At 71.3% G+C, this 22133-nt stretch carries 23 protein-coding genes; 8 read left to right on the top strand and 15 right to left on the bottom strand.

The features are described 5' to 3' along the window. Positions 1-495 precede the first annotated feature (495 nt). From FCN18_RS18755 to FCN18_RS18745, 3 genes are read left to right on the top strand one after another with little or no spacing between them, the layout of a single operon-like run. On the top strand, positions 496-1674 hold the full coding sequence (locus FCN18_RS18755; RefSeq protein ID WP_112267092.1) for a type III PLP-dependent enzyme: 1179 nt from the start codon (positions 496-498) through the stop codon (positions 1672-1674). Next, positions 1664-2053, top strand: a complete 390-nt coding sequence (gene speD, locus FCN18_RS18750; protein WP_112267094.1) for an adenosylmethionine decarboxylase — start codon at positions 1664-1666, stop codon at positions 2051-2053. The genes FCN18_RS18755 and speD overlap by 11 nt, the downstream gene beginning before the upstream one ends. A 1-nt stretch (position 2054) precedes the next feature. After that, positions 2055-2915: a spermidine synthase gene (locus FCN18_RS18745; RefSeq protein WP_137095726.1), complete on the top strand. Its 861-nt coding sequence runs from the start codon at positions 2055-2057 to the stop codon at positions 2913-2915. On the opposite strand, the gene FCN18_RS18740 is transcribed toward FCN18_RS18745, so the two are convergent. From FCN18_RS18740 to FCN18_RS18715, 7 genes are all read right to left on the bottom strand, one after another. Further along, positions 2893-3246, bottom strand: coding sequence for a DUF3817 domain-containing protein (locus FCN18_RS18740; protein WP_112267098.1), 354 nt, complete (start codon positions 3244-3246; stop codon positions 2893-2895). The genes FCN18_RS18745 and FCN18_RS18740 overlap by 23 nt on opposite strands. A gap of 1 nt (position 3247) precedes the next feature. Continuing rightward, the gene (locus FCN18_RS18735; RefSeq protein ID WP_112267100.1) at positions 3248-3673 is read right to left on the bottom strand and encodes a hypothetical protein; all 426 of its coding nucleotides are present in this window, start codon (positions 3671-3673) and stop codon (positions 3248-3250) included. 44 nt (positions 3674-3717) lie between these two features. Beyond that, entirely contained in the window at positions 3718-4563 is an 846-nt protein-coding gene (locus FCN18_RS18730; protein WP_112267102.1) for a lytic transglycosylase domain-containing protein, read from the bottom strand. A gap of 81 nt (positions 4564-4644) precedes the next feature. Then, positions 4645-5139, bottom strand: coding sequence for a helix-turn-helix transcriptional regulator (locus FCN18_RS18725; RefSeq protein ID WP_112267104.1), 495 nt, complete (start codon positions 5137-5139; stop codon positions 4645-4647). Positions 5140-5454: 315 nt separating this feature from the next. Further along, positions 5455-5622 carry a hypothetical protein gene (locus tag FCN18_RS39515; protein WP_170200570.1) on the bottom strand — a complete coding sequence of 56 codons (168 nt, stop codon included), beginning with the start codon at positions 5620-5622 and terminating at the stop codon, positions 5455-5457. Between the two features lie 222 nt (positions 5623-5844). Next, positions 5845-6987 (bottom strand): CaiB/BaiF CoA transferase family protein, encoded by a 1143-nt coding sequence (locus tag FCN18_RS18720; RefSeq protein WP_137095725.1) that lies wholly within the window; start codon positions 6985-6987, stop codon positions 5845-5847. 14 nt (positions 6988-7001) lie between these two features. Continuing rightward, positions 7002-8129, bottom strand: coding sequence for an acyl-CoA dehydrogenase family protein (locus FCN18_RS18715; RefSeq protein WP_407675783.1), 1128 nt, complete (start codon positions 8127-8129; stop codon positions 7002-7004). Positions 8130-8261: 132 nt separating this feature from the next. Between FCN18_RS18715 and FCN18_RS18710 the strand changes: the two genes are divergently transcribed. Then, the gene (locus FCN18_RS18710) at positions 8262-8864 is read left to right on the top strand and encodes a TetR/AcrR family transcriptional regulator (protein ID WP_112267110.1); all 603 of its coding nucleotides are present in this window, start codon (positions 8262-8264) and stop codon (positions 8862-8864) included. A 79-nt stretch (positions 8865-8943) separates the two neighbouring features. Further along, positions 8944-10545, top strand: a complete 1602-nt coding sequence (locus FCN18_RS18705; RefSeq protein ID WP_137095723.1) for a succinic semialdehyde dehydrogenase — start codon at positions 8944-8946, stop codon at positions 10543-10545. A gap of 180 nt (positions 10546-10725) precedes the next feature. Here the strand turns inward: FCN18_RS18705 and FCN18_RS18700 are convergent, their stop codons facing one another. The 4 genes from FCN18_RS18700 to FCN18_RS18685 all read right to left on the bottom strand — a co-directional run bounded on the left by FCN18_RS18700 (position 10726) and on the right by FCN18_RS18685 (position 15265). Beyond that, positions 10726-13731: a helix-turn-helix transcriptional regulator gene (locus tag FCN18_RS18700; RefSeq protein WP_112267114.1), complete on the bottom strand. Its 3006-nt coding sequence runs from the start codon at positions 13729-13731 to the stop codon at positions 10726-10728. A 60-nt stretch (positions 13732-13791) separates the two neighbouring features. Further along, entirely contained in the window at positions 13792-13998 is a 207-nt protein-coding gene (locus tag FCN18_RS18695; protein WP_112267116.1) for a hypothetical protein, read from the bottom strand. A gap of 172 nt (positions 13999-14170) precedes the next feature. After that, positions 14171-14380: a DUF397 domain-containing protein gene (locus tag FCN18_RS18690; protein ID WP_112267118.1), complete on the bottom strand. Its 210-nt coding sequence runs from the start codon at positions 14378-14380 to the stop codon at positions 14171-14173. A gap of 33 nt (positions 14381-14413) precedes the next feature. After that, positions 14414-15265 (bottom strand): helix-turn-helix domain-containing protein, encoded by an 852-nt coding sequence (locus tag FCN18_RS18685; protein WP_112267120.1) that lies wholly within the window; start codon positions 15263-15265, stop codon positions 14414-14416. Positions 15266-15455: 190 nt separating this feature from the next. Between FCN18_RS18685 and FCN18_RS18680 the strand changes: the two genes are divergently transcribed. After that, complete coding sequence (locus FCN18_RS18680) at positions 15456-15812, top strand: hypothetical protein (protein WP_199543231.1); 357 nt, start codon at positions 15456-15458, stop codon at positions 15810-15812. 36 nt (positions 15813-15848) lie between these two features. Here FCN18_RS18680 and tesB read toward each other — a convergent pair whose 3' ends face one another. The 3 genes from tesB to FCN18_RS18665 form a co-directional block, all read right to left on the bottom strand. Continuing rightward, positions 15849-16754 (bottom strand): acyl-CoA thioesterase II, encoded by a 906-nt coding sequence (gene tesB / locus FCN18_RS18675; RefSeq protein ID WP_112267122.1) that lies wholly within the window; start codon positions 16752-16754, stop codon positions 15849-15851. Between the two features lie 37 nt (positions 16755-16791). Then, complete coding sequence (gene pyk, locus FCN18_RS18670; protein WP_112267124.1) at positions 16792-18216, bottom strand: pyruvate kinase; 1425 nt, start codon at positions 18214-18216, stop codon at positions 16792-16794. A gap of 66 nt (positions 18217-18282) precedes the next feature. After that, on the bottom strand, positions 18283-18948 hold the full coding sequence (locus FCN18_RS18665) for a DUF2461 domain-containing protein (RefSeq protein ID WP_113643978.1): 666 nt from the start codon (positions 18946-18948) through the stop codon (positions 18283-18285). 298 nt (positions 18949-19246) lie between these two features. On the opposite strand from FCN18_RS18665, the gene FCN18_RS18660 reads away from it, so the two are divergent. Then, positions 19247-19666 carry an iron chaperone gene (locus FCN18_RS18660; protein WP_137095722.1) on the top strand — a complete coding sequence of 140 codons (420 nt, stop codon included), beginning with the start codon at positions 19247-19249 and terminating at the stop codon, positions 19664-19666. Between the two features lie 24 nt (positions 19667-19690). Here the strand turns inward: FCN18_RS18660 and FCN18_RS18655 are convergent, their stop codons facing one another. Further along, entirely contained in the window at positions 19691-20716 is a 1026-nt protein-coding gene (locus FCN18_RS18655) for a 6-phosphofructokinase (protein ID WP_112267132.1), read from the bottom strand. 255 nt (positions 20717-20971) lie between these two features. Between FCN18_RS18655 and FCN18_RS18650 the strand changes: the two genes are divergently transcribed. Beyond that, a complete protein-coding gene (locus FCN18_RS18650; protein ID WP_137095721.1) occupies positions 20972-22063 on the top strand; it encodes a 3-deoxy-7-phosphoheptulonate synthase in 1092 nt (363 codons plus the stop codon). Positions 22064-22133: the final 70 nt, after the last annotated feature.

Here is a 22133-nt window from a genome sequence, read left to right as displayed (position 1 = left end):
TCGATCTCGGGAATCATTCACCCATTACCCCACGACACCCCGCTGACCATGACCGAACGCGACCCCGGAGCCGGTCGAGCAGGGTGAGCCTGCGATTTAGCCTGGCCTTACCCGTGATCAGGGTCCCGGAAGCGCGTTCCGGGACATCGCGACAAGCCACGTTCGTGATGCCGGCGGCCCCCAGCGCCCGAGCCGCCGTCCGGCGCGCCCAGGAAGGCCGCCGGGACGCATTCCACCTCCATCCGGAATTGTCGGCACAGCGCGCGCGAAGGTCGGATTCGCGCCGCGGCCATTTCACGGCGAACTATTCGGACAATGGCCAAAGCCATATATTTCCGGCACCCGGCGTGCTATTCGAATGGGCGCCTCCCCACCGTGGCGCCGAGAGCTGACGCCGAGGTCAGGACTGCAACTTCACCGCTCGCGCGCCGCTCTGCTCCGCACGGAATGGAGCCGCGTTCCCACGGCGCGCCGGGACCTGAGACGCTGGGCAGGGTGAGTACCACGCTCGATCGAATTCGCGGCTTCCTCGCCGAACACGACCCGCCCACTCCCTGTCTCGTGATCGACGTCGACACCGTCCTGGAGCGCTACCGCACACTGGCCGCGACCTTCGAAGGCAGCCGCGTCCAGTACGCCGTCAAGGCCAACCCCGAGCCCGCCGTGCTGCGCGCGCTCGTGGCCGCGGGCGCCTCCTTCGACGTCGCGAGCCCGGCGGAGATCGAGCTGTGCCTCGCCGCGGGCGCCGCTCCGGAGACGCTGTCGTACGGCAACACGGTCAAGAAGCCTGCCGACATCGCGTTCGCCCACCGCGCGGGCGTGCGCGAGTACGTGGTCGAAGCCGAGAGCGACCTGGTCAACGTCGCCGAGCGGGCGCCGGGCGCGGAGGTGTCGGTGCGCCTGCTGGTGGAGGCGCCCGCGTCGGTGACGCCATTCGGCCGCAAGTTCGGCTGCGCCGCCGACCAGGCCGTGCCGCTCCTGCTGCGTGCCGCCGAACTCGGCCTCGATCCAGCCGGGGTCAGCTTCCACGTCGGCTCTCAGCAGCTCGACACCGGCGCCTGGGACCTCGCGATCGCCTCCGCCGCCAAGGTGTTCACGGCGACGGCCGAACACGGCGTGCCACTGCGCAGGCTGAACGTCGGCGGCGGCATCAGTGTCGCCTACACCGGGCCGGCGCCCGCACCGGCCGACTACGCCGCCGCGATCGGCGCGGCCCTGCGCGAGCACCTTCCGGGGCAGGAACCCGAGGTGGTGCTCGAACCGGGCAGGGCGATCGTCGCCGAGGCGGGGCTCATCCGCTGCGAGGTCGTGCTGGTGTCCCGCAAGTCCGCCGACGACCCGGAACGCTGGGTGTATCTCGACGTCGGCCGCTACAACGGGCTGGCCGAGACGGAGAACGAGGCGATCGCGTACCGGCTCGAGGTTGTCACAGATCACTCGACGGCGGACGGGCCGGTGATCATCGCAGGTCCGACATGCGATGGTGACGACGTGCTGTACCAGCGGACGCCCTACCGGCTGCCCCTGTCCTTGCGGCCGGGCGACCGGATCGACATCCTCTCCGCCGGTGCCTACACGGCGAGCTACTCGTCTGTGGCGTTCAACGGTATCCCGCCCCTGCGCACCTACTGCATCCACAGCATCCATGAAGGGAGGCCCCCGAGTGCCGAGTGAGTTCGCCGAGGTCGGCGTTTTCTCCGGCAGGCACGTCCTGGCCGAGCTGGACGGCATCGAGCCGGGAGTGCTCGACGACGAGCGGTTCCTGCGCACCACGCTCGCGGACACGCTGACCACGGCCGGGGCGACCGTGCGCGAGGTGATCGCACACCGGTTCGAGCCCCAGGGCGTCACCGTGCTCGCCATGCTGGCCGAGTCGCACGCCTCGGTGCACACCTATCCGGAGATCGGCGCGGTGTTCGTCGACGTGTTCACGTGCGGCGACCGGGCCGATCCCGAGGAGGCCGTGCGGCTGCTCGCCGCCGCGCTCGGCACCGGCTCACTGACCATGAAGACCGTCCAGCGCGGACGGCAGGCCACCACCGCGGGGGCGTGAGATGACCAAGCAGATCGTCGAACCGCTCGGTCCCGGCCTCACCCGGATCTGGGACGTGTCGGAGACCATCCTCGACACCCACACCGACTTCCAGCACGTCGTGATCGGGCGGACCGCCCAGGGCATCACGCTGTTCTGCGACGACGAGCGGCAGAGCACGGAGCAGAGCCAGCTCGTCTACCACGAGGCGCTCATGGTGCCCGCGCTGCTGCTGGCCGACCAGGTGCGCAACGTGCTGGTGGTCGGTTCCAGCGAGGGCGTCGCGAGCCAGCTCGCCGTCGCCCACGGCGCCGGGCTGGTCCACCACGTCGACATCGACCACCTCGCCGTGCGCGCGTGCGCCGAGCACCTGCCCTACGGCTACACACCTGCCGAGCTCGCCGAGGCCGAACGGGGCGAGGGCCGGGTGCGGGTGCACTACCGCGACGGCTTCGACTTCCTCGCCACCACGCGGACCCGCTACGACGTCGTGGTGATCGACCTGCCGGACGAGAACACCGACGAGCAGGCACAGCACAACCGGCTCTACGAGACGGGCTTCCTGCGCAGCTGCGCAGCCGTGCTCGCCCCCGGTGGCGTGGTGACCTGCCAGGCCGGCTGCCCGACGCTGTGGCGCAACGACACGCTGCTCGCGGCGTGGCGCCGGTTCACCGAGGTGTTCGGCACGGTCGTGTACTTCGGCTCCGACGAGCACGAGTGGGCGTTCCTTTCCGGCCGCACCGACGTGGTGGCCGACCCGGTGGGCGCCATGACCACGCGGCTCACGGCCGGAACGGGCTACCGCCCCGCCTCGATCGACGCCGAGACGCTGCGCGGCTGCACCGTGCCGCCGTACTCGGTCAGAGCTTCCGGCCCTCGGTGACGCGCTGGGTGACCTTGCGCTCGACGTAGAAGGAAAGGAGGGGGACGCAGCCGGCGAGCAGGACGCCGACGGTCCCCTTCACCGACCAGCGGGCCTTGAGCGCGAGGTCCACCGCCACGACGAGGTAGATCATGTAGATCACGCCGTGGATGGGCGAATAGATCGCGGACGGGCCCGGGTTGTCGAAGCCGTAGCGCACGATCATCACCACGCACAGCCCGATCAGCCCGATGCCGGTGGCGAAGGCCGCGATGCGGAACCGCTGGAGTGGTCCACGCAGGGACGTCGCGGCCGGAGCCGCCTGCGTCTCGTCGCGGTCGGTCGTCACCATGTCATGTCACCTCTTGATCGCGGGCGTTCAACTCGGCCAGGTACCTGTTGTAGGCGGCCAGCTCCTCGTCCTCGTCGTCGGCAGGCTCGGAGGACGGAGCCTGGCGCGCGGCGGGACGGGGCGCCGGGACCTCGGCGGGCCTGCGGCCCCACTCGGCCCGGCCACTGCTCGTCGTGTCCCCTCCGCTCGCGCCGTGCTGCTCGGCTTCCTTCGCCTGACGGCTCAGCCTGCGGATGCGCCAGAACATGAAGGCCGGGAAGAGCCCGAACAGCGGCCACTGCAGTACGTAACCCAGGTTCTGGAACGTGCCGCCGGCCGAGGAGTACCGCTCCCACTGCCACCAGGCGAGCCCGCAGCAGATCACCAGGCTCAGCACCGAGACGCCGACGATCGCGAGCCGGCGTGCCGTCGTTGAGCTCGGGGACACGCCATCGAAACTAGCACCTACCCCGAGGTGAGGGCCGCCACAGGTCAGCCCTGCGCGGTCTGGGCCTGCCTCGCGTAGGTGTCGGCGAGGCCGAAGACCTTCTGCGCGTACTCGACGGAGTTGTTGTAGGACATGATCCCGGCCCACCAGCCCTCGGCGCTGGCCATGTCGCGCCCGCCCGCGCACAGGTAGCGGGCCGCGGTGAGCGCCGCGTCGTCGATCTGATGCGGGTCGGCGAGCCCGTCACCGTTGCCGTCGCTGGCCCAGCGCTCCCAGGTCGAGGGGATGAACTGCATCGGGCCGACGGCCCGGTCGTGCACCGGGTCGCCGTCGAGCCTGCCGCCGTCGGTGTCGGGGATGGCCCGCACCCCGGCGGAGCCGTTGAGCGGGACGCCGATGATCGGGGTGGACGGCCTGCCGTCGTCGCCCAGCACCGCGTCGCGGTACTGGCCGTGATCCGACTCGACACGGCCGATCCCGGCGAGGGTCGCCCAGGAGATCCGGCAGTCCGGCTGGTGGGCCCGCAGCGCGAGCTCGGCGTTGCCATAGGCCCGCAGGGCCCTTGCCGGGACGCCGACCGCGGCCGACGTCCGTTCCGCCCACGCCCCGAGCGGGTCGCCCGCCTGTTGCTGCGGCCGGACCTCGCCGCCGCCGGTCTCGGCACCCGCGATCGTGTCGGCCGCCGGGATCACCGATCCCGGCTCGACGTCGGCTGGCTCCACCTGGAGCGCCGGGATGTCGGTGGTCGTCGGGCTCGCCTCCGGGGTGCCCGCGCGGGCGAGGAGCCACGCTCCCACGCCCGCCACGCCCAGCACGGCGACGACGATGACCAATCGGACGAGGGCCGCCCAGCCTGGACGCGTCGTCTCCCGCGTCCCCGGATCCTGCACCGCTGGGCCTCCACCTGACCGACCTTGTGACCTACTGACAACGAGCCGGTGCAGCCTAGCGTTACGGGGACTGGAAGGAGATCAGCTGGCGGCGTCGCGGCGCTGGCGCGAGAGCCTGGCCACGCACCACGCCGGGGCGCTGCCGCGACGCAGGTGCTCGAGCACGGTGAGCGGGCCGAGCCGCTTGCTCAGGTCGGCGGGCGCGAGGCCCGCGGCCCGGTAGTCGAGCGCACGCTGGTCGAGCGGGCTGATGCCGGCGTCCCACCACGCCTCGGCCTCGCTCACGTCGCCGATCATCTGCCACCAGCCTGCCGCGGCCGTCAGCAGCTCGTCGGGGACCTCGGGAAGTCGCTCACGCATGGCGGCGAGGTAGCCGGGATCGGCGGCGTCGACCGGCGCCCAGCTGCCGGCACCGGTGTTCCTGCGCTGTCCCGGGATGCCCGGGGCCGGCTGGGAGGTCTGCGGGGCCTCCGCCAGCCACGCCGACGCGATCCTGGTGATCTCGCGGTCCTCGGCGCTCTGCTCGCGCTCGGACGTCCACTGCCGGATCACCGCGTCAACTCCGGGATCTCGCATCCCTGCCTCCTCTGCAACGGCACTGCTGTCGTATCGCAAAAGACTGGTCGAGCAACGTTGTTCGAGATGTGGAGCGTGAGGCCTGGGGAACCGGCCGATCACGCAATGTGAGCACCGTATGAGAGTGAGCCAGCCCTCCGCCAGACCCTCTCGGTGACCAATCCGTTGACCAGCGTCTTAACCCCCTGAATCCACCCGGATGGTGGAGCAACCGAGCTGGAAGGCCAGTTTCGCGACAGAGGGTGATCACACCGGCCCGCGCGCGACAAACCGACCGGCACCGGTTCAACGGTGCCGGTCGGGCGCGGTTTCGGGTCAGGAGAAGAGGCTCTGCACGAACGTGACGATGGCTTCGGCGCCGTCCCGGAGCCAGCCGAGCGCGGCCTGGACGGCATCGGCCGACTCGGTCGGCCGCGTGATCAAGAAGAACAGGACGAGTGCGACGACGCCGAAGATGAGTACTTTCTTGAGACCCGGCGACATAGCTCCATCCGATTCATCTCGGCGGCACCGAAACGTGCACGGTGACCGCGCTGCTCTCCCCGCGCAGTACACCGCCATGATGCCCTACCCCAAGGCATCCCGACGGGTAATCACGCGAATGGGCGTTGGTAGTGACTGCCCGTAGGTCGTGAAATCCCTTCAGTCCGGCTGACAGAGGTCACCCTAGGCGTGATCAACAACCCGCGGTGGGTACGACACGCCTCACGCCGTCACTCCCCCGTCGCGTAGCTGCGCGATCTCGCCGTCGCCGAGTCCGAGCTCCCGTAGCACCTCGGCGGTGTCGGCACCCTTCTCGTGCGGAGGCTCCGGGGTCGCGGGCGGCGTGCGGTCGAACTTGGGCCCCGGCGCGGGCTGCGTGACGCCACCGACGTCGACGAACGTGCCGCGCGCCGCGTTGTGCGGGTGCTCCGCCGCCTCCCACGGCGAGAGCACCGGGGTGAGGCACGCGTCCGTGCCCTCCGCCTTCGCGACGAGCTCGTCGCGGGTGTGCTTGCCGATCGCCTCCGCGAGGATCTTGCGCAGCCGGGGCCACTCGCGCTGGTCGAGGTGCACGGGAAGCTCGTCGGCGTCGAGGTCGAGCACCTGCACGAGCGCCGCCCAGAACCGCATCTCCAGCGCGCCGACGGCCACGTACTTGCCGTCGGCGCACTCGTAGGTGTCGTAGAAGGGCGCGCCGCCGTCGAGCAGGTTCTCGCCGCGGCCGCCCTCCCACACACCGCTGGCCTTGAGACCGTAGAGCTGGGTGGTGAGCAGGGCGGCCCCGTCGACCATCGACGCGTCCACCACCTGCCCCTTGCCAGAGGAGGTCCGCTCGTACAGCGCCGCGAGGATGCCCATCGCGAGGAACAGCCCGCCGCCACCGAAGTCGCCGAGGAAGTTCACCGGCGGCACGGGGCGTTCCCCGGCCCTGCCGATGGGCTCGAGCGCCCCGGCGAGGCCGAGGTAGTTGATGTCGTGCCCGGCGGCCTGCGCGAGCGGCCCGTCCTGGCCCCAGCCGGTGACCCGGCCGTAGACGAGCCTCGGGTTGCGCGCGTGCAGGTCCGCCGGACCGAGCCCCATCCGCTCGGCCACGCCGGGCCGGTAGCCCTCCACGAGCGCGTCGGCCTTCTCGGCCAGTTTGAGCACCAGCTCGACGCCCTCGGGCGTCTTGGTGTTCACGCCGATCGTCCTTCGCCCGCGCAGGAGCGGGTCGTAGGGCAGGCCGAGCACGTCCTCACCCGGCACGACGCGGTCGACCCGGATCACGTCGGCGCCGAGGTCGGCGAGGATCGTGCAGGCGAACGGCGCCGGGGCCAGCCCGGCGAGCTCGATCACCTTGAGGCCGCTGAGCGGACCAGCCTTCATCGCGGAACTCCCTTTCAGAGCGTGCGAGAGATGATGTCCTTCATGATCTCGCTGGTGCCACCGAAGATCCGCGAGATGCGGACATCGGCCCAGGCTCGCGCGATCGGGTACTCCATCATGTAGCCGTAGCCACCGAAGAGCTGCACGCAGTCGTCGACCACCTTGTTGACACGCTCGGTGGTCCACAACTTCGCCATGGCCGCGCCCTGCACGTCCAGCTCGCCCTTCAGGTGCCGCTCGATGCACTGGTCGAGGAACGCGCGCGCCACGGCGGCCTCGGTGGCGGCCTCGGCGAGCTTGAACTTCGTGTTCTGGAAACCGAAGACGGGCCGACCGAACGCCGTGCGCTCCTTGGTGTAGGCCAGCGTCTGCTCCACGGCGGCCTCCATGCCCGCCACCGCGGTGACCGCGATGATCAGCCGCTCCTGTGGCAGCTGCTGCATGAGCTGGATGAAGCCCTGCCCCTCCTCGTCGCCGAGCAGGTTCGTGGCGGGCACGCGGACGTCGTCGAAGAACAGCTCGGCGGTGTCCTGCCCGCGCAAACCCACCTTGTCGAGCACGCGGCCGCGGCGGAAGCCGGGGGTGTCGGTGGGCACGGCGATCAGGGAGAGACCCTTGGCACCCGCCTCGGGGTCGGGGTCGGTCTTGACGGCCAGCACCACGAGGTCGGCGTGGGCCCCGTTGGTGATGAACGTCTTGGCGCCGTTGATGACGTACTCGTCGCCCTGGCGTACGGCGCGGGTCTTGATGCCCTGCAGGTCCGACCCGGTGCCCGGCTCGGTCATGCCGATGGCGCCAACGTACTCGCCGCTGGCGAACTTCGGCAGCCACTCCTTCTTCCTCTCCTCGGAGGCGTACGCGAGGAGGTAGTGCGCGACGATTCCGTTGTGGACGGACACGCCCCAGCCGCCGTCGCCGCTGCGCGCCTGCTCCTCGTACAGCACGGCCTCGTGGGCGAACGTGCCGCCGCCACCGCCGTACTCCTCCGGAATGGACAGTGCGAGCAGGCCGACCTCACCGGCCTTGGTCCACAGCTCGCGGTCGACCTGCTTCGCCGCGATCCAGCGCTCCTGGTTCGGCGTCAGCTCCTTCTGGCAGAAGGTCTTCGCGAGCTGCCGGAAGTCGTCGAGATCCTCGGTCATCCACGAGCTTCTCTGGATGTTCAGCGGCACGGGCCTGCCCTCCTGATCCCCGATGACTGGAAAACAATCCAGTTGGAATGTAAGTTCTGACCGGAATGTACATGCGTCCGGCGGACGGGTAAAGGGGGCGGCGTGACCACGGCACGGGGACACCGCACGCAGGCCGAACGGCGCGAGCAGACCAGGACGGCGCTGCTCGACGCCACGATCGACTGCCTCGTCGAGCTGGGCTACCCGCGCACCTCCATGCAGGAGATCTGCGCGCGGGCCGGCGTGTCCAAGGGCGCCTTCCAGCACCACTTCGCGGCGAAGGCCGAGCTCATGGCCGCCGCGGTGGAGCACCTCACCAACCGGCTCAAGGAGCAGCGCGAGCCCGAGATCGGCAGGCTGCCCGAAGGGCCGGAGCGGATCGCCGCCGCCGTCGACCTGCTGTGGGACTCCTACTCCGGCACGCTCGCCACAGCCGCCATGGAGCTGTGGATCGCCGCGCGCACCGATCCCGAGCTGCGCGCGGCGATGCGCCCCGTCGACCGCGCGCTGGGCCGCTCGACGCTGGAACAGATCGCGACCCTCTCCGGCGACCTGCCGAGAGAGAAGGTGGAGACGCTGTACTGGCTGACCGTGAACATCACCAGGGGGCTCGCCCTCGACGCCGAGCTCGGCGGTGACCCGCATCGCCGCAAGCAGCTGCTCGACGAGTGGAAGCGCATCGCCGTGGCCCACCTCGCAGGTTGAGGGTTCACAGCACGGGCACTGGCGGCCATACTCACGGTATGTTGTACTCGTCGGTAACAACGTCGCTAACGGAGGCGCCATGACGAGCACCGTTCCCGCACGCACACAGCTGCCGGGCACGATCGGCGGGGTGGCCGGCGCCCCGCCCGCGAGCAGGGCCACCACACTGGTCAACCGCGTCGCCGGGGGTGAGGACTCGGCGCCGGTCGAGATGAAGGCCCCCTTCACCGGCCTGACCACGGCGGTCCTGCCGCAGGCCACCGACGCCGACACCCGCGCCGTGTTCGCCAAGGCGCGCCACGCCCAGCGCACGTGGGCCGCCCGGCCGGCCGCCGAGCGCGCCCGGGTGCTGCTCCGTTTGCACGAACTCGTGCTCCGGCACCAGGACGAGGCGCTGGACCTGGTGCAGGTGGAGGCGGGCAAGGCCCGGCTCGACGCCTTCGACGAGGTCAGCGCCACCGCGCTCGTCGCAGACCATTACGGCAGGCATGCCGCGCGCCTGCTCGCCCCGAGGCGGGCGCCGGGCGCGCTGCCGGTGCTGACCAAGGCGGGCGAGGTGCGCCACCCCAAGGGCGTGGTCGGGATCATCTCGCCCTGGAACTACCCGCTCGCGCTCACTGCGATGGACGTACTGCCCGCGCTCGTGGCCGGCAACGCCGTCGTCCAGAAGCCGGACAACCAGACGGCGCTGTCCGCGCTGTGGCTGCACGAACTCGCCGAGCGGGCCGGCCTGCCCGTGGACGCCTGGCAGATCGTCCTCGGCAGGGGCTCGCGGATCGGCGACGCGATCGTCGAGGAGTCCGACTACGTCTGCTTCACCGGCTCCACCCCGACGGGCAAGGACCTCGCGGGCCGCATCGCCACGCGGCTCACCGGCTACTCGCTCGAACTGGGCGGCAAGAACCCGATGATCGTGCTGCCCGACGCCGACGTCCGCAAGGCGGCGGCCGGCGCGGTCACCGCGTGCTTCGCCTCGGCCGGACAGCTGTGCGTTTCGGTGGAACGCATCTACGTCCAGGAGAGCATCCGCGAGGAGTTCCTCCGGGAGTTCGCCGCGCGCACCGAGGCGCTGCGGCTCGGGGCCGCGCTGGACTACACCGCGGGCATGGGTTCCCTGACGTCGCGGGAACAGCTGGCCGCCGTGTCGTCGCATGTGGACGATGCGCGAGCCACGGGGGCCACCGTGGTCACCGGCGGGCGGCCCCGGCCGGATCTCGGGCCGCTGTTCTACGAGCCCACGATCCTCACGGGTGTCACCGAACGCGCCAGGCTGTTCGCCGAGGAGACCTTCGGCCCGGTCGTGTCGGTCTACGGCTACTCCGAAGTGGACGATGCGGTGGAGCGCGCCAACGACACGCCGTTCGGGCTCAACGCGAGCGTGTGGACGCGGGACGCGCGCCGCGGCTGGGACGTCGCCGCACGGCTGAAGGCGGGCACGGTCAACGTCAACGAGGGCTACGCGGCCACGTTCGGCACGGTCGGCGTTCCGATGGGCGGTATGAAGGACTCCGGCGTCGGCCGGCGCAACGGCGCAGAGGGCCTGCTCAAGTACACCGAGGCGCAGGCGATCGCCGTGCAGCGGGGCCTGCGGCTGCGCCCGCCGCGCGGCCTGCCGCCGGCCCTGTGGACCAAGGCGATGACGGCGGGCATGAAGGCCCTGCGGCACCTGCCGGGGCGCTGAGCGTGCGCGTGACGGGAGCACCGCCGCGTTCGCAGTGAAGGCCACCTTGCCTGCGCCCGCCCGTCTCCCCCACCGCCGAGACGGAGGCGCTGTGCGCCGCTGTTCCCGATTCCACGCGGTGAAGGTGGCCTTTGCAGCAGGCAGGGTGGACTCGACTGCGGAGGGGGTCGGTACCTGCGGTTACTGCGCCGCCTTGGTCAGCAGGCCCTTGTCGTAGGCGATGGCGACGGCTTCGGCGCGTCTGCTCGCGCCGAGCTTCGCCATCGCCCTCGACAGGTGCACGCTCACCGTCTTCTCGCTGATGAAGAGCTCCTCGCCGACCTGGCGGTTGGTGCGGCCGAGGGCGACCCGTTCGAGCACCGAGCGTTCCCGCTCGGTGAGCAGGTCGACGGTCTCCCTCGGCGGCGCCAGGCCTGGCAGCGCGATCCGCCCCCGTTTCGCGAGCGCCCGTGCGGCCGTGCGCAACGGCACGGCGCTGAGCCGCTCGGCCAGCGCATGCGCCTCGCCCAGCTCCTGCGCGGCGAGCCCGGTGTCCCCTGCTGCCAGCAGCGCGTCGGCGTGGTGCAGCCGGCAGATCGCCTGCTCGTACACGGCGCCGTAGCCGAACCCCTTGGCCGCCTTGGCCCACAGCGCCGGATCGGCGGGCCCGGTCAGGCCACTCGCCGCCGCCTCGGCCCTCGCGAGCCATGCCTGCCCCTCAGGGCCGAGCGTGTCCGTGCGCGGGCGGCCGCGCTCGGCGCAGTCGCGGACGTGGGCCAGCAGCTCCTCCCCCGCCGATACCGCGGCGCCCGCCGCGGCGACGTCGGCGCGGAGCCGGGCCGCGGCCGCCCACGCGGCGGCGGCCTCGATGCCCAGCGCGCCGACGCGGATGCCGCCGATCGCCCTCGGGGACAGCTCGTCCAGCCAGCCGATGCCCTCGCGGCACCGGCGCACGGCCTCCTCGTACTCGCCCTGCCAGTACGCCAGCTCGATCCCGCCCGAGCTGGCCGCCAGCGCGATCCAGAGGTCGGAGCGGAGCTGGCTCCGCAGCTCGGGCATCAGCCGCTCGGCCTCGGCGAAGCGGCCCCTCGCCACCAGCAGGTGGACCCACGCGGTGTTCATGATCGTGGTGGCGGTGCTGGACACCGAGGAATTGGGGCGCTCACCGCGGTCCTCGGGCCAGTCGCCGCTGGTGTAGCGCAGGGCGACGTAGCGCACCCGGGAGCCGATCCCGAAGGAGCTCCAGGTCAGCCCCGTCTCCTCGGCCCGTTCGATCGCCTGCCGGTACAGGTCGAGCGCGGCCGGGATCTCGCCCTGGTCGTCGTGGCTGAGGGCGTGGTAGTACAGCGCCCGCAGCTCGACGTGGAGCGCGCCCGCCGCACGCGCCTTGCGCACGGCCTCCACGAGCCGCTGCCGGGCCTCCTCCACGCGCGCCGCCGAGTCGGCCAGCGCACCGAGCGTCACCAGTGCCGAGGCCTCCGCACCGCCGACCCCGGCCGCGCGGGCGTCGGCCACGGCGGTTTCGGCGCTCCACCACGCCTCGTCGAGCCGCTGCTGGCCCCGCAGGATCTGCGCGCGCGTGGCGAGCACCCACGCCCTCGCCCGGCTCGGCTCGCCGTCGGCGACCAGTTCCCACGCTCGCTCGATCGCCCCTGGAGCCTCGTCGCACGTGCTGTCCAGGCTCAGCAACGACTCCGCGAGCCTGCGCCACGCCATCGCGGAACGGGCCCGGTCGAGATCGGGCGAGAGCGTCTGCACGGCCGAGCGCGCGAACGCGATCGCGCGCTCCGGATCGCCGGACACGCCCGCGTAGTGCGCGGCCTCCTGCAGCAGCCGCAGCTCGTCGTAGCCCTCCGGCCTGCCGCTGTCCGGCACGGCGTCCCAGATCTCCAGCGCCTGCTCGATGTGCCGCAGGGCCGTGCCGGGCGCGCCGAGCCGCTCTGCCTCGTCGGCGGCCTGCACCAGCGCGGTCAGTGCCGTGCGGAAGTCCTTGCTTCGCAAGCTGTGGTAGGCGAGCTTGGCCTCGTGCCCGCGGCCCTGCGGGGTCGCCCGGATCCTGGCCGCGTACGCGGCGTGCATGCGGGTCCGCTCGCCGGGCAGCAGGTCACCGTAGACGGCTTCCTGCAGGAGCGCGTGCCGGAACTGGTAGAAGCCCCGCTCGATCACCAGCACGTGGTGCTGGACGGCCTCGCGCAACGACTCGTCCAGCTCCAGCTCCCCGAGCCCCGACACCTCGGCCAGCGCGGCGTGCGACACGGCGTCGCTGGCGACGGCGACCGCACGCAGCACGCGGCGGGTGTCGGGGGCGAGCCGCTCCAGCCGCGCGAGCAGCAGCTCGGCGAGACCCGCGGGCACGTCGTCGCCACTGGCGCACGAGGCCAGCAGTTCCTCGGCGAAGAACGGGTTGCCCTCCGAGCGGGCGACCAGGTCGGCCACTGTCTCCGCCGTGAGCGGCTCCTCGGCCAGCGCCTCGACGAAAGCCCGTGCCTCCGCCTCGACGAAGGGCCGTAGGTCCACGCGTTCGACGGTCGGCAGGCGCACCAGCTCCACGAGCAGCGCGCGCAGCGGATGCGTGCGGTAGACGTCCTCCTCGCGGTAGCTGCCGATCACGAGCAGGCGCTGCGACCGCAACCGCGAAGCCAGGAACGACAGCAGGTTGCGCGTGGCGCCGTCGGCCCAGTGCAGGTCCTCCAGCACCAGCACGACGGTGCGGTGCCCGGCGACCTCGGTGAGCACGCCGAGCACGGCGTCGAACAGCTGCAGCTGCCCGAGGTCGAGGTCCGCGGGCAGCCGGGGCCGCACGTGGACGTCGGGCGCGGACAGTTGCGCGAAGTCGGGGCCTGCCTCCGGCTCGCCCGCCACGAGCGGCAGCAGGCGGGCGAGCGCGGGCCGCGCGCGCACGGCGGCGGCGATCACGTCGTCGTCGGTGGTGGCGAGCGGAGCCAGCGCCTCGGCGAACGGTAGGTAGGGCAAACCGCCCTCCCTGACGTCGAGGCACCGGCCCGTCAGCACCAGCGCACCCCGGTCGTGCGCTTCGGCGGAGAGCTCGGCGAGCAACCGGGTCTTGCCGACCCCGGCGTCACCGGCGACCAGCACCGCCGAGGCCTCCGACCGCTCGGCGCGCGCGACCGCGCCGCGCAGGCGCGCAAGCTCGTCGGCGCGGCCCACGAGCGGAATTCCGGAACCAAGGCGGGGCACGAGAAGCATTGTCCCGTACCCCACCGACATTCCCGCCATGGTTTTCGCGCAGAGCATGACGCGCCCCGCTCAGCTCGCGCGGCGCAGCACCTCGGGCCCGCCCGCGTCGTACTCCCCGGCACGCTGCTCGGGAATCCGCGGTTCCGGGACCGCCCGGCCCCAGCGGCGCCTGCGGGCGGCGGCCGCACCCCGACCCGCCTTGCGCAGCTCGTCCTGTCGGTAGGCGACCTCGGCCCTCACGGCGTCCCACGCCCAGTCCCCCGGCATCCTCGCCATCCCTCTCAACTCCTCGTTCCTCTGTGGTGAGGACGAGGTTCGTCCTGAGGCGGACGCAGCGGCATCAGGCGTTCACGTCGGAAGGGCGGCCCGGAGACTCAGCGACCCCTTACCCCCGCCCGCGAGACGCGGGAGCCGGGGTAAGGGGTCGGAGGACGGCGGAAGACTGTGGTCAGCGCAGGTTCAGCTCACCGGAGCGCACGGCGCTGAGCAGGGCGTCCCAGCCTGCGGAGGGCAGCGTCAGCAGCCCAGCGGCGGGGTTCTTCGAGTCGCGCAGTGCCGCGCCGTCGGGTGTGAAGGCGACCTCGACGCAGTCGTTGCCGCCACCGCTGTGCGTGCTCTTCCGCCATTCCAGACCGGGAATGTCGACCTTGGTCCCCATTTCCCCACTCCTTAGCTCGTGAAGGCTTCTCTCTCAGGTGTCGTACCGCCGTCCGGCGTCCACGATCACCTGGATCGAGTCGTCCGGCTTGAGCGCGGCGGCTCGCAAATGATCGAACATGAGTGCATAACGGCGCACGTCGGCCTCGAGTTCGAGATAGAGCCCCGTGCTGGTGCTGTCGACGTACACGACGTCGTGATCGGCCTGCTCAGGAAAGCCGAGAATGAGAAAGGGACCCTCCATTCCGGGGTGGGCACCGGCGTTGAAAGGAACCACCTGAATGGTGACATGTGGCAGCTGCGCGACCTCGAGGAGCCGGGCCAGTTGCTCCGCCATCACCTCGGTGCCGCCGACCTCCCGGTGCAGCACCGCTTCGTCGATCACGGCCCAGTACTCGGGCGGGTGCGGATCCCGCAGCAGCTGCTGCCGCTCCATCCTCGCGGCGACCCTTCGACCGATCTCGGTGTCCTCGGCGTCCGGGCGCATCGCCCTGATCACCGCGTGCGCGTAGCGCCGGGTCTGCAGCAGGCCGGGGACGAGCAACGCCTGAAAGGCGCGCAGCGAGCTGGCATCGGCCTCGAGTCCGACGAAGGTACCGGTGAACACCTCGTTGTAGGCGTGCCACCAGCCACGTTTGCGGGCCTCCCTGGCGAGCTGGACCAGCGCCTCCTGCTCGTCGCCGCGCACGCCGTACAGCTCGAGCATGTCGCGCGCGTCGCGCGGCGTGACCCCGACGTGGCCCGTCTCGATCCGGCTCACCTTCGAGGCCGAGCACTCGAGCTTCTCGCCCACCTCGTCGATCGTCAGGTCGGCCGCCTCCCGGAGCCGCCGTAGCTCGCTCGCCAGCCTGCGCCTGCGAACGGTCGGGCCCTGCCCTCGGGTCATGGCTTCACCTCCGGTCCACTCGGTCCCCCGATCGACATCTAACCAGCAGCTTCCGTACCGGGTGACGCATTGACCACGGCCAGGGCCGGAAACACTGCCCGATCGATGGACTGCAAATTGCAGGACTACCCGGTATGCTCTTGCCGTTGGTGGTTAGAGTGTTCCATGCAATGAAACACAGGAGACCCACGTGCCCGGGCGCGACCCCATCGTCAACCCGCTGCAGGCGAGCGTGCACCGCAAGCTCGACGACATCACCCGTTCCGTGACCACGGGCACCGGATCGTGCCGGCAGCAGAACGCCCTGCTCATCGCGGCCCTACGGTCCGTGCTCTCCGAACACCGCCCCGACGCCACCGGCCACTGCGCGGTCTGCCACGGCAGGCGGCCCCGGTTCTTCACCCGCCGCCGCGGCACCCTGCCGTGCCGCGCCTACCTCGCCGCCCACCTCGCACTCGGCCCCGACATCGAAGAGGCGACGAGCAAGGCACCGGACCCCGCCCGCCACCACCGGCGCGGACGCGCCGCACTGGACGCCGCGAGCTGACCGGCCGGGGATCCGGCCACCGCGGCCACCGGGACCTCAGAGGATCCGGATGAGGCCTTCCTGGACCACGGTGGCGAGGTGCCTGCCGTCGCGGGAGAAGAACCGGCCGGTGGCCAGGCCCCGGGCACCGGACGCGGCCGGCGAGGCGCTGTCGTAGAGGAACCACTCGTCGGCCCGGAACGGCCGGTGGAACCACAGCGCGTGATCGAGGCTCGCGCCGAGCACCCGGTCCAGATCCCAGTACACGCCGTGGCTGGCCAGCACGGAGTCCAGCAGCGTCATGTCGGAGGCGTAGGTCAGCACGCACACGTGCAGCAGCTGGTTGTCGGGCAGCGTGCCGTCGGCTCGCATCCACACCTGGTTACGCGCGGGCCGGTCGCCGCTCTCCCTGGTGACCCACGGCGGGTCGTTGACGTAGCGGAGGTCGATGGGCCTCGGCTGCGCACGCAGTCCGAGCCTGCCCGCGTAGTCCCGGGTTCGTTCCGTCAGCGTCGGCAGCGACTCGGGATCCGGCACGTCGGGCATCTCCTCGCCGTGCTCGACGCCCTCCTCCTCGAGCTGGAAGGATGCCGACAGCGCGAAGATCGCCTTGCCGTGCTGGACAGCCACCACGCGGCGCGTGGTGAACGACCGACCGTCACGGATGCGGTCGACCTCGTAGACGATCGGCACCTTCGGATCGCCGGGCCGGATGAAGTACGCGTGCAGCGAGTGCACCTTGCGCTCCTCCGGCACCGTCCGCCCCGCGGCGACCAGCGCCTGGCCCGCGACCTGCCCGCCGAACACGCGCGTCGGCGAGTGGGGCGGGCTCACGCCGCGGAAGATGTTCTCCTCGATCTTCTCCAGGTCCAGCAGGCCCACCAGCCGGTCGAGCACCACCTGCCCGCCTTGGCCCGCGTCGCCGTCCAGCCCCGACGCGGCCGCCCTCGCCAGCTCAGTCATGCCCGGAATTCAACACGCTCCGCGACGACCTCGCCCCTCAGGCGTGGTCGTCCTCACCGAGACGGTGCACACGGATCAGGTTGGTCGAGCCGACCGTGCCGGGCGGCGAGCCCGCGACGATCACCACGAGGTCGCCCGTCTGATACCTGCCGGTCTCGAGCATCGCGTGGTCGACCTGCTGGATCATCCGGTCCGTCGAGTCGGCGTGCGGCACGATCCGCGCCGTGGTGCCCCACGTCATCGCCAGCTGGCTGCGCACGCTCTCCAGCGGCGTGAACGCCAGCAGCGGCAGCCGCGTGTGCAGCCGCGCGAGCCTGCGCACGGTGTCGCCGGACTGCGTGAACGCGACCAGCGCCTTGGCGTTGAGCCGCTCGCCGATGTCGCGGGCGGCGTACGAGATCACCCCTCGCTTGGTCCTCGGCACGTGGCTCAGCGGCGGCACGGAGGGCAGGTCGGCCTCAACGGCCTCGACGATGCGGCTCATCGTCTCGACCGTCTCGATCGGGTAGCGGCCCACGCTGGTCTCGCCGGAGAGCATCACCGCGTCGGCGCCGTCGAGCACCGCGTTGGCGACGTCGGACGCCTCCGCACGCGTCGGGCGCGAGTTGTTGATCATCGAGTCCAGCATCTGCGTCGCGACGATCACCGGCTTGGCGTTCTCGCGGGCGATCTGGATCGCGCGCTTCTGCACCAGCGGCACCTGCTCGAGCGGCAGCTCGACGCCGAGGTCGCCACGCGCGACCATCAGCCCGTCGAACGCGAGCACGATCGCCTCGAGGTTGTAGACGGCCTCGGGCTTCTCCAGCTTGGCGATCACCGGGACCCGGCCCTTGCCGACGCGGTCCATCACCTGGTGCACGAGGTCGATGTCGGCGGGCGAGCGCACGAACGACAGCGCGACGAAGTCGACGCCGAGCTGGAGCGCGAACTCGAGGTCCTCGAGGTCCTTGTCGGACAGCGCGGGCACCGACACGTCCATGCCGGGCAGGGACACGCCCTTGTTGTTGCTGACCTGGCCGCCCTCGGTGACCTCGCAGATCACGTCAGGGCCGTCGACGGACTCGACGACCAGCCCGACCTTGCCGTCATCGACCAGCAGCCGGTCACCCGGCCTGGCGTCCTTGGCGAGGCCCTTGTAGGTCGTGGACACGCGTTCGTGGGTCCCAGCCACGTCCTCGACGGTGATGCGGACCTTGTCGCCGGTGCGCCACTCGACCGGACCGCCCGCGAAAGTGCCGAGCCGGATCTTGGGGCCCTGCAGGTCGGCGAGGATGCCCACGGCGCGGCCGGTGTCGGCCGCCGCGGCACGGATGAGGTCGTAGACCTCCTTGTGGTCGCCATGGCTGCCATGGCTGAAGTTCATCCGTGCGACATCCATGCCCGCCTCGACGAGCGCACGGACCTTCTCCGCCGTCGCCGTCGCCGGGCCGAGGGTACATACGATCTTCGCTCGTCGGCTCACACCCGGAAAGCCTAGTCCCTCGCCGCCCGTACGTCTTTACCGATCCCGTGATCGTTAAGGAACGGTTCACCGCCGGGGCAGCTCGCTGGCCCCCACGCGGTCCCTCGCCCACTCGTTGAACGGCCGAAGCTGCCGCCACGCCTTTCGTACGCGATCGAGGCATTCCCGCTGGTGCAGCGTGTCGTCCGGGTCCCAGACGCGCACGGCGTAGAGCGAGCGGTGCCGCAGCAGGTCGAGGCGGGGATGGTCGGCGTCGAACCCTCTCGGCTTGGTCTTCATGCGGTCGCCCGCGATCTCCCAGCCCGCCCTGCGCAGCTTCCCGAGGATCGTGGCCAGCGCCGCTCCGTGGATCTCGGTGTCGACGGCCTGCCGGAACCGGGCGAGCTGGTCGGGGGCGAGGTGGAAACAGCCGCCGCCGACCCGCAGCCCGTCGGGTCCCACCTCGACGTAGTAGGCCCCGCCGCCCCGGCCCTGCTCGATCACCGCGCCGCAGTGGGTCTTGTACGGGCTCTTGTCCTTGGCGAACCGGACGTCGCGGTAGGGCCGGAACACCTTGCCCTCGCCGAACCCGGCGCCGAACTCGGGCGCCAGCTCGGCGAGCAGCGCCTCCATCGGGGCGCGCACGTCGGCCTTGTACGTCTCCAGGTTCGCGTCCCAGTACGTCTTGGAGTTGTCGACCACCAGGCCGTCGTAGAAGTCGATGGCGTACTCGCCGAAACCCCCGAACCGCATGGGGTCAACCCTAGAACTCGGCTTCTGAGGTGCTCGAACAGGTCGTCGACCAGCCGTGCCTGCGCGGTCTACGCAGCGGCACCCAGCTCGGGGAGGTCGTCGCCGTGCCGGCGGCCGAAGACGAGCTTGAACCGCTCCGGGTGCGCGCGGGCCCAGCCGGCATAGTGGCGCGTCGCCGCGCGGGACGTTCCCGGCCGACCTCGCGCCACCCTCGTCGAGCAGCCGGGCGGCGGCGTCGACGAGCGCCTCGCGGGTTCGGTGTGGCATCGGGCGATCGTGGCCGGGCTACAGTGACGCGATGGAGGGCAAGCGCAAGGCCGCGACCCACGACGAGTACATCGACGGGCTGCCCGAGCCGCGTCGTGCTGACGTGCGTGCACTCCACGAGCTCGTCCGGGCCGCCGCGCCGGAACTGGTGCCCACGATGGCGTTCGGCATGCCCGGCTACGGCACCTACCACTACCGCTACGCCTCCGGCCGGGAAGGCGACTGGGCGCTGGTGTCCATCGCGAGCAACAAGAACTACATCTCGTTCTACGTCACCGCCGTGACCGGTGACGGCTACCTCGCGGAGTCCTACCGGGACCGGCTGCCCAAGGCCTCGATCGGCAAGAGCTGCATCCGTTTCAAGCGACTGTCCGATGTGGACAGCGGGGTGTTGGCCGAGATCGTCCGGAGGGCCGCCGCCGATCCGCCGTACCCGCTGACGGGCGACTGAGACCCGTCAGCGGTCCGCGTCCGCTCAGCCGAAGAAGACCTCGGCCTCGGCGTAGCGCTCGGGCGGCACCGTCTTGAGCTCGGCGGTCGCCTCGGCGAGCTTGACGCGCACGATGTCGGTGCCACGCAAGGCCACCATCACGCCGAAGTCTCCGTCGGCGACGGCGTCCACCGCGTGCAGGCCGAAGCGCGTGGCGAGCACGCGGTCGTACGCCGTGGGCGTCCCGCCCCGCTGAACGTGCCCGAGCACGACGGCGCGCGACTCCTTGCCGGTGCGCTCGGCGATCTCCTCGGCGAGCCACGTGCCGACACCGCCGAGCCGGACGTGCCCGAAGGCGTCCTTCTCGCCGCTCTGCAGCACTTCCGCGCCGCCCTCGGGCAGCGCGCCCTCGGCGACGACGATGATCGGCGCGTACTCGCGCTCGAACCGGCGCTCCACCCACCGCACGACCTGGTCGACCGAGAACGGCCGCTCCGGCATGAGGATCACGCTCGCGCCGCCGGCAAGACCGGAATGCAGGGCGATCCAGCCGGCGTGGCGGCCCATGACCTCGACGACGAGCGCGCGGTGGTGCGACTCGGCGGTGGTGTGCAGGCGATCGATCGCCTCGGTCGCGATGTGCACGGCGGTGTCGAAGCCGAACGTGTAGTCGGTGGCGCCGAGGTCGTTGTCGATCGTCTTGGGCACGCCGACGACGTTGACGCCCTCGTCGGTGAGCCGCTTCGCGACGCCGAGGGTGTCCTCGCCGCCGATCGCGACGAGCGCGTCCACGCCCTGCTCGGCGAGCACCGCCTTGATGCGCTCGGTGCCGTTCTCCTCCTTGTACGGATTGGTCCGCGAGGAGCCGAGGATCGTGCCGCCCCGGGTGAGGATGCCCTCGACGTCGTCGCGGCCCAGCGGCCTGCCCTCCCCGGTGAGCGGTCCCCGCCACCCGTTGCGGAAGCCGACGAACTCCCAGCCGTGCACGTCGATGCCCTTGAGCACGACCGCACGGATGACCGCGTTGAGCCCGGGGCAGTCCCCGCCGCCGGTCAGCACACCGACTCGCATCAGTTCAAACCTCCGCGTTCGTCCTGCGTTTGTTCTGCGTCACACTTTGCGCGGCCAGCCTAGCGGCACGGGTCTTGATCGGTGCAGGTGCGTCGGTCGTCTGTTACAGTCACGGCCGTGCAGCGCTATTTCTGGTTTAGCAGGCCGGCCCCGGGTGGGTCGGTCGGCGACGCCGTGCGCTGATCAGAAACCACCTCGAGCCGGACGCCAAGCCGGCTCGGGACGCGGGACGGCTTGCGGAAAGGAAGCCTCCCGATGTCACTCACCGCAGCTCCCGCGGACACCACCGACCCGCTTCAGCAGCTGGACGCGCAGCGGACCACGCACGTCAGCCCGCTGCTGTCGCCCGCCCTGCTGCGCGAGGAGCACCCGATGGACGCCGCGGTCGCCAAGACCGTCGCGCAGGGCCGTGCCGACACCGTCGACATCCTCGACGGCCGCGACGACCGGCTGCTCGTCGTGGCGGGGCCGTGCTCCGTGCACGACCCCGACGCCGCGCTCGACTACGCCCGCAGGCTGGCCGAGCACGCCGAGAAGGTCCGCGACCAGCTGCACATCGTGATGCGGGTGTACTTCGAGAAGCCGAGGACCACGCTGGGCTGGAAGGGCCTCATCAACGACCCCGATCTCGACGGCAGCTTCGCGGTGAACAAGGGCCTGCGCCTGGCCCGGCAGCTGCTGCTCGACGTCTCCGCGCTGGGACTTCCCGTGGGCTGCGAGTTCCTCGACCCGATCACGCCGCAGTTCATCTCCGACACCGTGAGCTGGGGCTCGATCGGCGCGCGGACCGCGGCCAGCCAGGTGCACCGCCAGCTGTGCAGCGCGCTGTCGATGCCGGTGGGGATCAAGAACTCGACCGAGGGCGACGTGCAGGTCGCCGTCGACGCCACCCGCGCGGCCGCGGCGAGCCACGTGTTCCCCGGCATCAACTCCGACGGGCTGGCGGCGCTGTTCACCACGGCGGGCAACCCGGACTGCCACGTGATCCTGCGCGGCAGCAGCGCGGGCCCGAACCACGACGCCGAGACCGTCGCCGGCACGCTCGCCCGCCTGCGCAAGGCCGGCCTGCCCGAGCGGGTGCTCATCGACGCCAGCCACGGCAACAGCGGCAAGGACCACCACCGGCAGGCCCGTGTGGTGAGCGAGCTGGCCGGGCGGATCGGCGCCGGGGAACGCGGGATCACCGGGCTGATGCTGGAGAGCTTCCTCGAGGGCGGGCGCCAGGACCTCACCCTCGGCAAGGCGGACGAGCTGGCCTACGGGCAGAGCATCACCGACGCCTGCGTCGACTGGGACACGACGGCGACCCTCCTCGACGACCTCGCCGCCGCCGTCCGAGCCCGCTGACCCGCAGTGAAGGCCACAGTGATGATGTGTGTGGGCGGGATCCCGGCACTCCTGACTCGGAAGGCCACCG

The sequence above is a fragment of the Prauserella endophytica genome (assembly GCF_005146945.1).
Taxonomy (GTDB): Bacteria; Actinomycetota; Actinomycetes; order Mycobacteriales; family Pseudonocardiaceae; genus Prauserella_A; species Prauserella_A endophytica.
Note: the sequence above shows the minus strand (reverse complement) of the source record. Positions and strands in the feature narration are given on the sequence as shown.